A 14,280-nucleotide genomic window follows, 5' to 3' on the forward strand; every position below is an offset into this window, starting at 1 on the left:
AAACAAATCAAAATCCCGGTACTGTGTGACGACATCAAAAATGTATAACGACAAAACGGTATACTGGTACGTAATGACACCCGGATACGACAACGGAACGGAAATGAAACAGCCAATTTTTACATTCACCGCTGTATTGCTTTTTACCCTGCTGGCAGCAGCCTGTCAGCCGAAAACATCATCCGCACCAGCTTCGTCTCCGGAAGAAGTCCATACAGGACCCCATCCCGGTGACGACGGAAACGGTATCGGCACAACCGTCACATTCCATCCTGACGGAACAGTGGTCAAATCGACACATTATGAGAAAGCAGACCGTCCCACCATGACAGAATCCGGCCAGTGGAAAATGAACGATCGTGGCAGAATCACCGCTGTTTTTCCATCCGGCAAACTTCGTTTTCAGCCCGGGTCCAAGGGAATGGAAATACTGGATATTCATGGCCATTCTTACCACAAAGAACACGAAAAGTACATCCTGCGGAAATCGTCTGCGAAAGATTCCGCATATTTCACCGGCAACTGGGCATTGGAAGGCTATAACGGCAAAGGATACCGCCAGATCATGAAAATCCATGGCGAAACAGCAAACGATATCATGGTCAGCATCGGTTTTTCCGGTGCCAGAAAAGGATGCCAGTTCAGCGGCAAGGGAGTCCTTTCCGACGGACAAATCACAATTCCCCTGAAAAACACGGCTCCCGACATGAAAGGAACGATCATCATCAGACCGGCCGATGAAAATGAAACACTTTCCCTTTCCACCCTGAACCCGGAAGATAGAAACGAACTGATGTATTTCTGCGGCGGAGGCGCATCACTGGCAGGCGACTACAAAAAACTCCAATGAGAGACACTGAACAACAGCCATTCACTCTATTGGCCGTTTTGCGTCGTTCACCGGATTGGCGATACTGTATATATAATGCGGAACGACTTTTCCCGCTGTCATCCGGTAAATCATCTCGGCAATTTTCATGCCGTTTTTCCGGGCTACGGCACGGGACGCCATATTATCGAATCGGATGATCGAACAAACTTTCTCCAGCCCGAACACATCGAATGCCACTTTCCGGCAGGCAATGGCCGCTTCCGTCGCATATCCATTCCCCCAGAATTCCTTTTCGAACATGTATCCGATCTCGTAAATCACTTCGTCATCGTGATGGCGGACAGAAATACCGGCATGACCGATCATTTCTCCGGATTTTTTCTGAACAGCCGCCCAGATACCGAATCCCAGTTTCCGGTAATTCCGGACCTGTATATCAAGCCACTGTCCGATCTCCTCTTCGGTAAAAGCCCTGTCATAAAAACGGGTGGCATCCTTGTCTTGCAGGATCCGGCACAACCCCGGCAAATCCGCTTCGGTCAATTCCCTGAGAAACAGTCTTTCTGTTTCTATGATGCATTTCGGTGAAGTATTGTCTAACATGTGATTGAATTGAAAAGCGGACGAACAGAATATTCCCGGTTTGTAAAAAACAGATTCACTATTTGCGCCACACTGTCTCTTTCGGAAAGTCTCCGACCCGTTACCCACACCCGGCATGCTGTCAGGACAGTGGTCATTTTCCCGCCACGACTCGCGATCAGGCAGGCAACCGATATGATCGTTATGCCATGAAGTATATACATCATCTTCCGATACAGGAATAACAATTTCATAAACATCTTCTATCCGGATACGATCACCGGATTCTACGGAAATCAACAAGCGACAAACGTTCCCTGTCCGTAAACGCAAGACCGTCCTTTTTCCGAATCCGGTGAACTTTTCCGGGAACAAAAGATACCCCATACGAAACATCCCGTCCGATCATCCGGTAACCCGCGAAACCCCAGCCTTGCATCCGTCTCCGGATGGAAAAACATTTTCCAGAACACCATCCACAATCATTCCCGTTCAGCGAATCCGCTTTTTTTCCTTCACCTGTCGCACCCGCCGTATCTATCCATAAAGTTCTTCAGCGGGGCCGGCCATCCTCAACTGATTCCGGAAATATTGCCATGATACGCAGACCGGACGATTGCGATATGCCTTTCTTTTGCTTCCATCGATAAAAGACACGGTACCCAAGGGTATGATCGTTATGTTGTCCCATTTCAGTTGACCGGATCATCGCGGAATTTTTGCCGGCCAAAACCTCACTGGCAAATAATCCTGTTTTTCCACAAACCGGAAAGACCTTGCGCCATGACATCCGGAAGGTATTGAAAAAAAACGGACCATCACCATAATAAAGCGAAGCGATACAACAGGAAACGAACCGTTTCTGTCTTCATGAAGACAGCCTGATTTTTACCCCGAATCTTTTGAAAGGCAATCATATGAGCAAGATCCTGATCATCAATGCATCGAAACGTTTTGGCAGCTCGCAGGGCAACCTGAACAACTATCTGACCCGGATCGCACAGGAAACACTGACGGAACTGGGCCACGATGTCAAAATAACCCGTATCGATGACGGTTACGATATCGAACAGGAAGTCGGAAAATACGTCTGGGCCGATGCCGTTATTTACCAGATGCCCGCCTGGTGGATGGAAGCACCCTGGATCATGAAAAAATACGTCGATGATGTTTTCACGGGCGGACACGGGAAAATATTCGAAAGCGACGGCCGCACCCGTTCCGATTCGCAACGGAAATATGGTTCAGGTGGTCTTATGCAGGGGAAAAAATACCTTTTCTCGATCACCTGGAATGCCCCGCTTGAAGCGTTTACAGACCCTGACCAGTTTTTCGAGGGAAAAGGAATCGATACCGTTCTTTTCCCGTTCCACAAGGCAAACCAGTTCATCGGCATGACTCCCCTGCCGACATTCATGTGCAATGACGTGGTCAAGGATCCGCACGTGGCAGATGATGTCGCCCGCTACAGGAAACATCTGGAAAACGCATTCGGCAAAAACTGATCCGGTGTTTCAGATCGCATTATGCGACTCTGGACATTGCATCCCCGTTATCTGGACACCAGCGGCCTTGTCGCCTGCTGGCGCGAGGCTTTGCTGGCACAACAGGTTCTGACCGGAAAAACGAAAGGATACCGGTATCACCCCCAACTGCGACGATTTCGCCGGACAGATGATCCCGTCTCAGCGATACGATTATACCTTCGGGCACTTCTTCAGGAGGCAGACCGGCGGGCTTTCCGTTTCGATCCGTCACGGATCGGCACACCGATCATCTTCATCCCCCCACTTCCCACGACAACCGGTCAACTGGAATTCGAAAGAAACCATCTGCTCGGAAAACTGGAAAAACGGTCGCCTGCACTGGCTGCCGAATTAAAAAAACAGATAAGACTCATTCCGCACCCTCTGTTTTTCGTACGGCAAGGCGACGTTGAAGCATGGGAAAAAATTCCGGCAGATTCCCCATATTGAAATTTTTGATTTCCTCATACAATGAGGCTGAATCCGGAAACGTTAAAAAATCAAATCTACTAATTATTTGATTCTACTTAATATTAACTTGTTGTTTTTAAATACACAATCATTGGCCAGCAAAGATTTCCAGGAATCTGTTTAAAATTTGGACACATTTAAACTGCGTGTTGAAATCACTAACTGTATGTACTTCATTCACTCGGCACTCACTATCAAAACCGCCTATTTATTTTAGCTTAGGATATAATTTTTTAAAATAGGATAAGCAGACATCTCCAAAAAAGAAATTATGCTTTTTTCATCTTCAAGAAATTTTCGCATTCCAGAATAAAGAGGAATGTTTTTATAATACTGTTCTACATATTGAGACAGGTACCGGATAAAACATTCGCTTACCAGTAGATTGTCTTTTTCAGATGTAAAAAGTTTATCCGATACAATCCGCGTTGACAAATTCAACACTTCTACCATACTTTTCTGGCTCAGATATTGATTGTAAAATAAATCAGAATTATTGCCCCTTAAAATATTATTTATATCTTTATCTTTAAGAATCTTGTTCTTTAATACTACAGATTTCCTTTCAATTATCGCCTGTTCCAGACAGTTCAAAAACGTTTCTTTCGGCAAAAAAGGATAGAAATACGCAATTTGATTAATTTGATTGAAAACTAATTCAACAAGCGTATCTTTAAAATTTTTCTCCAGAACAAAGAAATTAAGAAATTTACTACAAGCCTGTTCGATTCCTGTGATATTATTCTGCCATGATACATCAGACACAGATAATGCTTCAGCAATTTCTTCCAACGTTAAATAAGGATTTGCAATAAATGGAACTTCTTTTTCATTCCATATATCATAGCAATAGGAATGTAAAATATGCTCCCCATTATAACAGGATGAAAATAAAACAATCGCATTAAATACCCCATAGAAAGACAATAGACAATATAATATTCCTACTTGTGGATCGCCCTTTAGTAATAGAGTATGGTATATACTATTTTCAGGAAAAATATTTTCAGGGTAAAAGCTATTAACAAATGATTTAAAATCATCATTATTTTCTTTAAGGGTTTTAATTGCATCGTTTAAATAATTTAAAGGCACGTTTTTCATAATAGCGAAATTTATTGCAGTTTTCATGACGCTTAGCAAAACATCTTTACCGCCAAATTGTATAGTAAAATTTACTAACGGATGTTCAATCTGTTTAATATTGTTTTCGATATTAGAGTTTATTTTTTCTAATTTTTCATTAACTTTTCCTTCTGCCCAATTATATTTTTTACCTGATTTTAAAATAATTTCTTTAGCTTTTGATTTGGCTTTGGCTTGTGCATTTTTACCAAGTGCATGGATTCTATAATGATTATCCTGTATCTTCTCAACCTTTATACCATCATAATCCCCTCTTGGTAATGCAAATACACCCATTCCGTCAATATTAACCTTTACAGGCTGGACACTGCCACGACTACGACTATGGTTTACTTTACAAGAAAACCATTCTAATGATTTTGTTAAACAACTATCAAAAGATGAACCTAAATCACTATTACAATCTTTACATAAAATTCTGGCAGTCAATTTTCCTCCAAAAGCATTCGGAATGATATGTTCACTAGATGAATTTTTATCTGTTAATCCTTTACCGCATAAATAACACTTCATTTTAATTTCCTTACAATATAGTATAAAAAGTTATTGACATTTAAAAATGTATACTATATAAGGGTTTCTGTTGTTTGCTGACATAACTCAGTTGGTATAACTATTGATTTGTAATCAATCGGTCAGACAAGGCATTTCTCCCATCCCACAAAAATTCCGTTCTGACGGACTTTACCCCAACGAGGGTGTACAACTGAACCGTTTTCTATCAAAACAGGCTGCCCGTTTCATCCTGCAAACAATCCGGATTCGATATTTGTCAGACACAGGACCCGGCAAAGGAACTCAGGCACTCATACCGGTTCCAATTCGTATCGATTCTCCCGACAAAAGAAAAATGACCGAACATACCTCTTTCAAGAACGGCAGAAACGTACTGGAACTGCTCTGGCCAGTGGTTCTCGGTCTGACCGTCGGTGCACTTTCCGCTTGCATGCAGTCCGAATCCATCCGGTACTGGTACCCTCATCTGAACAAGCCGCCCCTGACGCCCCCCAATATCGTTTTTCCCGTTGTATGGACCATTTTATACATCATGATGGGTCTTTCCATGGGACTGATCCTGCAACGGAAAGACGATCGGAAACGTCTTTTGCGAATACTGTTCCTTTTCCAGCTTTTCCTGAACTTTTTCTGGTGTTATCTTTTCTTCGTTCGCCAAAACCCGTTAAACGGCCTTGTCTGTATCGTCGCTCTGGTCTGGATAGTCATCCTGTACACCATCAAGGCATGGCCGGTACGCAAAATCAGTTCCATCCTGTTCTGGCCTTATCTTGTCTGGCTCTGTTTCGCCACCTATTTGAATCTTTATATTTACCTGTACAACTGAAATACCTGTACCGGATATGCCGTTCGCAATGTGAAGGTTGCCATTCCTTATCGTGACGACACCGTCCGGCATCACACTGGCTCAAGAGACACGAAAATGGCCGTCTTCCCAAAAACCACTGAGCCGGACAACCGGAAAATCAGCACAACGACGACACTCGCAAAACAGTCTCCACATCGTCTCTTGCCGCGATATCCGGATTTGCCGAAGTCACTGCCTTCAAAGATTGCTACCGCCTTTGTGAATCCATCATAACCGGCAATGCTGTCCTGCCCGGAATACGCCTTGTCTTCACAGAATGGATGAAATCCGGCCTCTATGCCAGCACAATTTTTTCCCCAGCCGTTTCATTGCCGGCCTGATCTGACGACACCATCTGACATGTCCCCCCACGGAACCTGTCTCATGCTGGGACGGCTCGTTCTCTCCAATACCATCAGATTGCAGCCGGAATACACTTTCGCACGCGAACCGTCTCTTTTCATTCGCACAGTCCATGCAAAGAGAAACCATTACCCGATTCGGCATGGCTCACTATATTGGCTCAGCCGGCATCGTCAACGACACAAACCGTTTTTTTATTGCCCGCTTGCCAGGCGCTATCGATCTAAAACAGAATAGACCGCAATCATGTCTTACAGGATACTGACACCATACACACAGACGGAATCACCCCGGGTTTCCTGTTTGCCATGCTTTTTCCGGTATGGACCGCATCCCGCTGCCGTTTTATGGTAAAAAAAAGCCCTGACCGATTATCCGAAATACAGGTAACAGATTGAAAATCGCAAAAAAACGGTTCCCGTTTTCCCTCCCGTTTCACCTGATGTCCATTCATGCCGTTGGATAATACACCTGAATACAGGACTTTCCGAAAGAATCCAGCCAGCTTCACGATCTCTGGAAACCGGATTCCAGCTCATGTTCCGTTGTAATGATCCGTTTGCAACCCGTTGAAAAGACTGTTACTTGTTCTGCAACAGAATCCATCTTCATGAAAAAGCCGTCTTCGCCCTCCGGAATTATCCCGCCGGACAAATTCGGGACAGCTGTTTGCGAAGCGCTTGAATCCATCGGCAAAAACCAGCTTCTCGAACACAGGCAGGTACAAGCTCTTTCTCTCGATCTCACAATCAGAACATTTGAGGTTAATGGAATGCCGAAAAAGAAAAAACTGATGTGGCCCCGTCTGGCCTTGCATGACCGAAACGAATTGTTCTACCGTCATTCAGAAAAAAACGACGCCTTGTTCACCGACGAAGCGATCAATGAAGCAACCAAAAAACTCGCCTGCCGGACCGATACCGGAAAGCCGGGCCACATCCGGGGTACGATGGAACAGGAAACTAACGGCCGGACCGTTCTGGTATACGATATGGTAGACAATCACGTCAGGATACTGCGCATACTGTTTCCGGAATTGTTAAAATGATCTTTTTATCGTCATCCGGACAACCATGTGCGGCCGTTTTGAAATCGATCCCGATATTTTCGATCTGAAGATTTTGACCGGAAAAACCGGTCTGTCCCTCCAGTACAAAACCGGCGAAATATTTCCGTGCGATACCGCTCCCGTACTGCAAGGGAACGGACAAATCGCCTTTGGCGCTTCCATGATATGGGGATTTCCCAAATGGGACGGCAAAGGCGTCATTTTCAACGCTCGCTCCGAAACAGCTCATGAGAAACCGATGTTCAGGTTTCCCCTGAAACAGCATCGCGTTGCAGTACCGACAACGGGATTTTATGAATGGAAAACCGGCAACAGCCGAAAGAAATCGAAGTACCTGTTCACACACCCGTCAGAAAACATTCTCTGGCTTGCCGGTATCGCCGCACCATTCGGCCACAAATGGCATTTCACGATCCTGACAACCGGGGCCAACGACAGCATGGCACCCTACCATTCCCGTATGCCGGTTCTCCTGCAACAGAACGAACTGGATGAATGGATCAACGGCAAGGATTTCTCTTGCCTGCTTGAACGGACACCACACAGGCTGTCCGCCCGGGAAATCCTGTCATAACATATCGTCTTTCATCTTCGCGAAAATTCCAGGAAAAAATACCTGAAATCCACTTATCTGCTGAAAGCGGAATAAATGGCATTCCGGATATCGACGGCCACGACTTCATCCAGTGCTGTCGTGGTCATGGTCACCACAGACAGTTTCTTCGCCGGATCGGCAAACCATTTGGAACCGTACACCCCACCCCAGGCCAGTGTTCCGATTGTCTGTGGCGTGTTGTCTGCCGCCACCGGATCGATGATGATTCCCCATCCCAGACAGAATCCGATTCCGGGCCGTGCCTCTTTTCCATCCTTTAACTGATTGACCGACATCAAATCCATCAGGGCCTTTTCCGCAAAAGGAGCGATTCCGGTCCGGATCGCCTCGACCAGACGCATCAGATCAGACGCCGTTCCGACCAGCCCGACACCTCCGGAAGGATATTCCGACGGATGAAATGCACGCTGTGGCGAAAAGTGAAAATAACGGCCTTCCGCATCCGTCAGAAACTGGTCGTCCGACATCCGTGTCAACTGCCCCCTGTCCAGATAATAAGGCGCGGCCACTCTGGCTTTCTCGCTGGCCGGGACATAAAAGGCGGTATCCGTCATTCCCAGAGGCTTCAGAACAAGTTCGGAAAGCGCCGTCTGAAAGTCCGTTCCGCAAGCCTTGCCGACGACGGCCCCAAGAACATCCGGTGCCAGTGAATACAGCCAGTCCGATCCCGGTGCAAAACGAAGTGGCACCGAAGCAAGCCGTTTCAGATTTTCTTCCAGGGACAGTCCGGTAATATCGAGTCCGTCCGAAACACCGGCCTTTGCATACGGCCCGTCCTCTTTCTGTGCCCAACGGTAATCCAGTCCCGACATATGGCTCAAAAGCTGCCGGATCGTGATAACCGGCACGGAACCATTCGCGAGTTTCGGTGTGAAATAAGGCAACCATTTCGTGACAGGATCCTCAAAATCCATCCTGCCCTGCTGGATCAAGGCCGCAACGGCCAGACTGGTAAATGCCTTGCTGATCGACGCCAGACGGAACAGCGTGTTTTCTTGCATCGGACTGCCTGCCTCGATATCGGCCAGACCGGCCGCTCTGGCATAAACCGTTTTCCCGTCATGGCACACCTGAACGACAACCCCGCTGGTCATCCGGCCTGCAAGATTTTTTTCGATAACCGAATCGATCATACTGTCCAGTTTTTCAGGCTGATACTCGAAAGCGCTTCCCATCCTTTCCTCCTTCATACATTCCGAAAACATTCAGAACGATTATAAACTGACGAAACCGGAACATCCCGCAATGCACGGCCCGGTTTGTGAAAAAACCGGAATATCGCAAAAAAGCATATCATTTTGCAAAAAAATAACGCTATACTAGTGAATTGTCCAGTTTGACATGTCAGAAAGGCCAAATATCATGATTCACAGATTCAAGGAAAATACAGTATATGGTGGCGAAACCCTTTTTGGCGGATGCGGCTGCCTGGAAAGAAACAAGATCACCATATTGAAAAGAACAAAAGGCTGGATCGTCTACAGACAGCAGTTCATCGACAAGATATTCAAAACCAAAAGAGATTACGTATCGGGCTGGGGAGACTGTATCGTCGTTCCCAACGATGAGTACCATGCCTATTGCACGGAACCGGAAGTGGAACCGTTTTAAGGTATCCGGTCAAAAAACCGCCGTTCATGCGGCGTTTTTTTCATGCGTGTAACAAAAGCCGGACGAACAGACAGGCTCTCCCGACGGATCGATCAGAAAACCTTCTAGAGCATATTCACGGGGAATTCTGCCCAATACTTCTGTAAAACTGTCCCGTGTTTCGCAAAACAGTCCGGTTGAAACGATATCGCCCACCATACACCGGTCACTGGCTATGCAAACCAGACGGTTCGGTGAAGGATAACCCGTTCGCGGATCGAGAATATGCCCGTATCGTTTTCCGTCGACCGTTACAAATGTTTCCGACTGACAAGACGTCGAGAGGCACCGGTTCAGAAGACTGAAAGAGTAAGCGGAACGGTTATCGGCCGGATCGGAAACGGCGATATCCCATTCATCCCCGGCAGCAGGACCAAGCGCGTAAATCGTGCTGCCGCCTGCATTGATGATACCATCGTCAATGCCCAACTCACGCATTCTGCAAACAACCCGATCGACGGCATATGCCTTGATGAACGAACCGGTTACGATTTCCTGTCCCTTCCCTATTCTGACCTCGTTGCCGTTTATCTCGATCTTCCGGTAATCGACAAACGGCCGCACCGTTCCGATATCCCGTTCCGAAGGAATCCGGTCCACCTTGTCCCTGTAAAATCCCCACAATCGGACCAGAGGCATGACCGTGACATCGTAAGCGCCTTTGAATATATCCGAAAAGAAAACGATCTCTTTCAATATGGATGCCATTTCATCGTCTACTGTAACGAAATGGCCTGCATTCCTGTTGATCCGGTCGATATAGGAATCCGAACTGTATGAATTGTATTTCCGGTCAACCGATTCCATCACGGTAAACAACTCGCTGAAAACTGCATCGTCACACGATGCCGGAATCTTGATGCGGATATGGGCATGAAAAAGAAACCGGGATTGGACTTTGTACAGCAGATCGTTCATCGTCAAACACTATTTTGAACCGGAAGCCCACTCCTTTTTTTTCTTTTCAAGCCATGTCCTGTCTTTTTTTACTGCCACTCTTTTCTCTTTCACCGGCTGCTTTCCGGCATCTTCCTTGTCCGGAAAGGATTTCACCTTATTATCGCGGCCCGGTACGTAACGCTCCTGCGAACAGGCGTTCAGACCGAAAACCGCTAGTGAAACCCCTACCAGATATAATCCCAGTTTTTTGAAACTCGCCATCATTACCGCCACAAATCAGACTAGCTTTCATATCCAGTACTTCGGATAATGCCGGTTCTTGTTGGAAGAAAAATTGTTCACGATTACGGCAACCAGAAGCATGATCAGCACACCGATCAGTACCGGTGAAAAAGCGTACATCAGTCCCAGCCTGTGAACGGACGCTCCGCCGATAACGGCAATCAGTGCCGTCGCGCCCCCCGGTGGATGGGTCGTATTCGTCACCATCATGGCAGCGATCGCCGTTGCCACGGCCAGTGCGGACGCCAGCACCAGATGATCGGGAAAAAGATTATAAGCGACTACCCCAACCAGCGCGGAAATCACATGACCGCCGACCAGGTTTCTCGGCTGCGACAACTCTCCCATCGGCACGCCGTAAATCAGAACGGCCGAAGCGCCGAACGACCCGATCAGAAACATATTGGCATCCTCCTGGATACCCATATAATTGTTCAGCCACCACACAGCGAGGATCCCGGCAAAACCACCGACCCATGCCCAAAAGATTTCGGAAAGAGGCTTTCTCGTCAGCGTTCTCGGCCCCCCTTTCATTTTCCGGAAATAGCTTTTCAGTACCATTCTTCAAAACCTTTCATTCCTGCGAATGATTCAAACATTGGAAAATCCTTATTTGGACAGGAAACACCTGTCCTTTTCATTTTCACCGGAACATCCTTTCATCGTGACCCGAGATGTCCCTCAACAACCGGCACACCATTCACATTATTTTCGGACTGAATCCGATTGTCCATTCCGATCACTGTTTTGCCGAAACACACCGATATCAGCCAGAAAGCCGTCGAAAACGCCCCTGTCGTCTTAAAACGGAATGATATAACGGAAACCCTCATCAGCCGTGACGGTATCCCGCCTTGCAAACCACACCTTGCGAAACCGGTTAAACAAAATGATCGACCTTCCCGACACAGTAATCCGTCTTGGTGTCTGTACTCTCCGACATCAACCTGAAAGACGAAATGCCTCCATGAATTGCCTGCATTCCATATGGCCGGGCCCGATATATTACCCTTTCCCGTGAACCCTTGCAGGACAACCAGTAACGTTTTCATCTTTTAATGAAACTTCCGGCCATCCGGTTCATGCACATGTTCTCCCACCGGTTTAACCGTACCCGTTTCAGCCCCCGGACAGACCGGATCCGGCATCAGCTCTCTTCCTGGCGATCCGGAATTATAACCTTTACAAAGAACAGAGACATCACTGGAAACGCTCCGAACCAGCCTGCCGAAACCCTTTGCACGATCGCCATCCTATTGGCAAATACATTCCGTGCAACACCTCATCCGGCAATGCCCGGCCCCCGGTCAATATCGGCAATGAACGATACACCATCCGTCCGGTTCCGGTGAATATTGCAATCGAAACAGGCACGGCACTTACCTATATTGACGGCCCCCCTGTCAGTGTTTTCCGATATGAAAAACCTCGCTTCAAAGAAATTGTCACAACTGACCCAACGGATATTTTCAGATACCCTGACCTGTCAACCGTGCATCCCAGGATTCGATCTGCCCTGACTCGATACGTCTGAACAGGGTTTTCCGCCATCTTGCCGACAACCCTTCCGTTTCGGCCAACCGTTGCCAGTCATCGGATCTCATGGAGGGACTTCCCGTTTCATTGCCGAACATAACGGACATGACTTCATGAACCGTTACACTGCTGACACGTTCCGCAAACCGGAAAGGCATCCCGGCTCCGACCGTTCCGGCCTGCAAAACGCGGTAAAGCCAGCCGCAACGGGCGTTCTGCTGCATCGCCAGCGCCAGGGTATCGCACCCGGTCCGTCTGGACAATTTGTAACAGGGCGATCGTGGCTGACTGACCTGAATGACAGCATCGCCCCACCGGAAAATATCGCCGATACAGATATTTTTCTCATGCCAGCGGTTATCCGACAGGTTCTCCCCGAAAAGCGCAGGCTTGAAAAGATCGCGTTTCGCGGGATAGCGAATCTTCCACCAGTCGTAGTGAATGGAAGGATATTGAAGCAAGGCCCTTTCCGCCCCACCGTGGATTTTGGGAGAAGCCTGTTCGTCTCCCTCAAGACCTTCCGGTCCCAGCCACAATTCTCCGAACACTTCTGATTTGAAAATGGCACTGGGAAATCCCATATCCGTTTCCTGTGTCTTGCCGACAAAAACCCTCATGACTCTCCACCATTTCCAAAAAACTGTTTTTTATTTTTGGCCACAAAATGTATTCCGTCAACAACCGGCAAACAAGCAGGCAACACTGTCATCCCGTCACCATAAACGCAAAGCGCAAGACAAAAAGAAGACTGAGAATTACCGCTAGATAATGGATTTTCCCGATCCGGCCTATCAAAAGCTGGATCAGTACATAGGTAATGAGCCCGAAAGCGATGCCATTGGCAATGGAATATGTGAACGGCATGAAAACGATTGTGACAAATGACGGGATAGCCGCCGTCATATCCGAGAAATCCACCTCCCTGACCGATCCCATCATCAGGACCCCGACAAATATCAGGGCAGGTGCCGTCGCGGCTTTCGGAATGATTGTGATAACCGGAGCGATGACCAACGATGCAAGAAACAACAATGACGTGACAAACGCTGTCATACCTGTCCATCCGCCTTCGGCGATACCCGTACTCGATTCCACAAAAACCGTTGCGGTAGACGATCCGAGACAGGCTCCTGCCGTTGTGACAACGACGTCGCACATCATGATCTCTTTCATTCGCAGCATTTCACCGTTTTCGTCCAGCATTCTGGCCTGTTTGGCCGTACCAGGCAGAGTGCCGACGGTATCGAACATATCCGCCCGCGAAAAGGAAATGACAACCATAACAAGTATCAGGAGCATTTCAACCGGACTGGATGCATTTCTGAACAGTCCGGAAAAATCCAGCTGGAAAAAGAAACTTGCCAGAAATCCTGCACCTGTTCGAAAAGGACACCGGTCACGACCAGTCCAGCCAACGCCACAATTGCGCCGGTATGATTCCACAGCGAAAAATCGATCATGCCCACGAAAGTCGTACCGTTCGATACCACGACAGAAGCGTTTTCCAGACCGATCAGCGCAAGAAACAGTCCGATGTCTGCCGACATCACCGACTTGACCGGCTGGGGTATCGCCCGGATACAGGCCTTTCTGAACCTGATTGCCGTAATGAAAATGAACAGAAGGCCAGAAACAAGCGCCAGTGCTCTCTGACAGGAATATTCTTTCCCGGAATTACGGTATATGCGAAAAAGGCATTCAGTTCCATACCTAGTGCCTGTGCGAACGGTACTTTGGCGTAAACGGCCATCAAAAACGCTCCCGGAAAAGCGATCGGACATGTCACAAAAAAAAACGCCGTTGGCTATCTGCGAGGCATACTCCGTGTCTCCCCGCAAAACAAAAGGTGCGGCCAGCACCTGCGGATTGACGACGAGAATACAGGCCATGGCAAAGAAAGTGGTCAATCCGGCCACTATTTCCGTACGCATGGTAGAACCGCTT

At 47.5% G+C, this 14,280-nt stretch carries 17 protein-coding genes; 7 read left to right on the forward strand and 10 right to left on the reverse strand.

Translation table 11 applies throughout. The annotated features are described in order from the left end of the window. The first annotated feature begins 103 nt into the window (after nt 1–103). Nucleotides 104–850, forward strand: a complete 747-nt coding sequence (locus tag NB647_RS07235; RefSeq protein WP_269282651.1) for a copper resistance protein NlpE N-terminal domain-containing protein — start codon at nt 104–106, stop codon at nt 848–850. Between the two features lie 21 nt (nt 851–871). On the opposite strand, the gene NB647_RS07240 is transcribed toward NB647_RS07235, so the two are convergent. Continuing rightward, nucleotides 872–1,435: a GNAT family N-acetyltransferase gene (locus NB647_RS07240; RefSeq protein WP_269282652.1), complete on the reverse strand. Its 564-nt coding sequence runs from the start codon at nt 1,433–1,435 to the stop codon at nt 872–874. Between the two features lie 896 nt (nt 1,436–2,331). On the opposite strand from NB647_RS07240, the gene NB647_RS07245 reads away from it, so the two are divergent. Next, nucleotides 2,332–2,919 (forward strand): NAD(P)H-dependent oxidoreductase, encoded by a 588-nt coding sequence (locus NB647_RS07245; protein WP_269278555.1) that lies wholly within the window; start codon nt 2,332–2,334, stop codon nt 2,917–2,919. A 21-nt stretch (nt 2,920–2,940) separates the two neighbouring features. Then, nucleotides 2,941–3,390, forward strand: coding sequence for a pyrimidine dimer DNA glycosylase/endonuclease V (locus NB647_RS07250; protein ID WP_269282653.1), 450 nt, complete (start codon nt 2,941–2,943; stop codon nt 3,388–3,390). 234 nt (nt 3,391–3,624) lie between these two features. On the opposite strand, the gene NB647_RS07255 is transcribed toward NB647_RS07250, so the two are convergent. Continuing rightward, nucleotides 3,625–5,070, reverse strand: a complete 1,446-nt coding sequence (locus tag NB647_RS07255) for an HNH endonuclease (RefSeq protein WP_269282654.1) — start codon at nt 5,068–5,070, stop codon at nt 3,625–3,627. Between the two features lie 337 nt (nt 5,071–5,407). Here NB647_RS07255 and NB647_RS07260 point away from each other — a divergent pair, with 337 nt between their 5' ends. Further along, entirely contained in the window at nt 5,408–5,899 is a 492-nt protein-coding gene (locus NB647_RS07260) for a TspO/MBR family protein (RefSeq protein ID WP_269282655.1), read from the forward strand. 347 nt (nt 5,900–6,246) lie between these two features. Here NB647_RS07260 and NB647_RS07265 read toward each other — a convergent pair whose 3' ends face one another. Further along, nucleotides 6,247–6,384 carry a hypothetical protein gene (locus tag NB647_RS07265; protein ID WP_269282656.1) on the reverse strand — a complete coding sequence of 46 codons (138 nt, stop codon included), beginning with the start codon at nt 6,382–6,384 and terminating at the stop codon, nt 6,247–6,249. Between the two features lie 509 nt (nt 6,385–6,893). On the opposite strand from NB647_RS07265, the gene NB647_RS07270 reads away from it, so the two are divergent. Continuing rightward, nucleotides 6,894–7,331 carry a hypothetical protein gene (locus NB647_RS07270; RefSeq protein ID WP_269282657.1) on the forward strand — a complete coding sequence of 146 codons (438 nt, stop codon included), beginning with the start codon at nt 6,894–6,896 and terminating at the stop codon, nt 7,329–7,331. Nucleotides 7,332–7,356: 25 nt separating this feature from the next. Next, a complete protein-coding gene (locus NB647_RS07275; RefSeq protein WP_269263939.1) occupies nt 7,357–7,926 on the forward strand; it encodes an SOS response-associated peptidase in 570 nt (189 codons plus the stop codon). A gap of 53 nt (nt 7,927–7,979) precedes the next feature. Here NB647_RS07275 and NB647_RS07280 read toward each other — a convergent pair whose 3' ends face one another. Then, entirely contained in the window at nt 7,980–9,143 is a 1,164-nt protein-coding gene (locus NB647_RS07280; RefSeq protein ID WP_269282658.1) for a serine hydrolase domain-containing protein, read from the reverse strand. A 187-nt stretch (nt 9,144–9,330) separates the two neighbouring features. On the opposite strand from NB647_RS07280, the gene NB647_RS07285 reads away from it, so the two are divergent. Then, on the forward strand, nt 9,331–9,579 hold the full coding sequence (locus tag NB647_RS07285; RefSeq protein WP_269282659.1) for a hypothetical protein: 249 nt from the start codon (nt 9,331–9,333) through the stop codon (nt 9,577–9,579). A gap of 24 nt (nt 9,580–9,603) precedes the next feature. On the opposite strand, the gene NB647_RS07290 is transcribed toward NB647_RS07285, so the two are convergent. The 6 genes from NB647_RS07290 to NB647_RS07315 all read right to left on the reverse strand — a co-directional run bounded on the left by NB647_RS07290 (nt 9,604) and on the right by NB647_RS07315 (nt 14,267). Further along, a complete protein-coding gene (locus NB647_RS07290; RefSeq protein WP_269282660.1) occupies nt 9,604–10,536 on the reverse strand; it encodes an FAD:protein FMN transferase in 933 nt (310 codons plus the stop codon). Nucleotides 10,537–10,545: 9 nt separating this feature from the next. Then, nucleotides 10,546–10,782: a hypothetical protein gene (locus NB647_RS07295; protein ID WP_269282661.1), complete on the reverse strand. Its 237-nt coding sequence runs from the start codon at nt 10,780–10,782 to the stop codon at nt 10,546–10,548. Nucleotides 10,783–10,806: 24 nt separating this feature from the next. Then, complete coding sequence (locus NB647_RS07300; protein WP_269263943.1) at nt 10,807–11,361, reverse strand: HPP family protein; 555 nt, start codon at nt 11,359–11,361, stop codon at nt 10,807–10,809. Nucleotides 11,362–12,269: 908 nt separating this feature from the next. Continuing rightward, nucleotides 12,270–12,953, reverse strand: coding sequence for an MOSC domain-containing protein (locus NB647_RS07305; RefSeq protein ID WP_269282662.1), 684 nt, complete (start codon nt 12,951–12,953; stop codon nt 12,270–12,272). Between the two features lie 88 nt (nt 12,954–13,041). Then, nucleotides 13,042–13,635: an NCS2 family permease gene (locus NB647_RS07310; protein ID WP_269282663.1), complete on the reverse strand. Its 594-nt coding sequence runs from the start codon at nt 13,633–13,635 to the stop codon at nt 13,042–13,044. Then, on the reverse strand, nt 13,626–14,267 hold the full coding sequence (locus NB647_RS07315) for a solute carrier family 23 protein (RefSeq protein ID WP_269282664.1): 642 nt from the start codon (nt 14,265–14,267) through the stop codon (nt 13,626–13,628). Before NB647_RS07315 ends, NB647_RS07310 begins: the two co-directional genes overlap by 10 nt. Between the last annotated feature and the right edge of the window lie 13 nt (nt 14,268–14,280).

Origin of the sequence: Oxalobacter aliiformigenes (genome assembly GCF_027116575.1) — a bacterium.
Lineage (GTDB): Bacteria > Pseudomonadota > Gammaproteobacteria > Burkholderiales > Burkholderiaceae_D > Oxalobacter > Oxalobacter aliiformigenes.

Bases quoted from the DNA above. Each gene is read 5' to 3' on its own strand.
- NB647_RS07245 (WP_269278555.1), top strand. From the start codon at position 2,332: ATGAGCAAGATCCTGATCATCAATGCATCGAAACGTTTTGGCAGCTCG.
- NB647_RS07260 (WP_269282655.1), top strand. From the start codon at position 5,408: ATGACCGAACATACCTCTTTCAAGAACGGCAGAAACGTACTGGAACTG.
- NB647_RS07300 (WP_269263943.1), bottom strand. From the start codon at position 11,361: ATGGTACTGAAAAGCTATTTCCGGAAAATGAAAGGGGGGCCGAGAACG.
- NB647_RS07290 (WP_269282660.1), bottom strand. From the start codon at position 10,536: ATGAACGATCTGCTGTACAAAGTCCAATCCCGGTTTCTTTTTCATGCC.
- NB647_RS07255 (WP_269282654.1), bottom strand. From the start codon at position 5,070: ATGAAGTGTTATTTATGCGGTAAAGGATTAACAGATAAAAATTCATCT.
- NB647_RS07265 (WP_269282656.1), bottom strand. From the start codon at position 6,384: ATGAAAAGAGACGGTTCGCGTGCGAAAGTGTATTCCGGCTGCAATCTG.
- NB647_RS07250 (WP_269282653.1), top strand. From the start codon at position 2,941: ATGCGACTCTGGACATTGCATCCCCGTTATCTGGACACCAGCGGCCTT.
- NB647_RS07285 (WP_269282659.1), top strand. From the start codon at position 9,331: ATGATTCACAGATTCAAGGAAAATACAGTATATGGTGGCGAAACCCTT.
- NB647_RS07280 (WP_269282658.1), bottom strand. From the start codon at position 9,143: ATGGGAAGCGCTTTCGAGTATCAGCCTGAAAAACTGGACAGTATGATC.
- NB647_RS07315 (WP_269282664.1), bottom strand. From the start codon at position 14,267: ATGCGTACGGAAATAGTGGCCGGATTGACCACTTTCTTTGCCATGGCC.
- NB647_RS07240 (WP_269282652.1), bottom strand. From the start codon at position 1,435: ATGTTAGACAATACTTCACCGAAATGCATCATAGAAACAGAAAGACTG.
- NB647_RS07295 (WP_269282661.1), bottom strand. From the start codon at position 10,782: ATGATGGCGAGTTTCAAAAAACTGGGATTATATCTGGTAGGGGTTTCA.
- NB647_RS07275 (WP_269263939.1), top strand. From the start codon at position 7,357: ATGTGCGGCCGTTTTGAAATCGATCCCGATATTTTCGATCTGAAGATT.
- NB647_RS07270 (WP_269282657.1), top strand. From the start codon at position 6,894: ATGAAAAAGCCGTCTTCGCCCTCCGGAATTATCCCGCCGGACAAATTC.
- NB647_RS07310 (WP_269282663.1), bottom strand. From the start codon at position 13,635: ATGCTCCTGATACTTGTTATGGTTGTCATTTCCTTTTCGCGGGCGGAT.
- NB647_RS07235 (WP_269282651.1), top strand. From the start codon at position 104: ATGAAACAGCCAATTTTTACATTCACCGCTGTATTGCTTTTTACCCTG.
- NB647_RS07305 (WP_269282662.1), bottom strand. From the start codon at position 12,953: ATGAGGGTTTTTGTCGGCAAGACACAGGAAACGGATATGGGATTTCCC.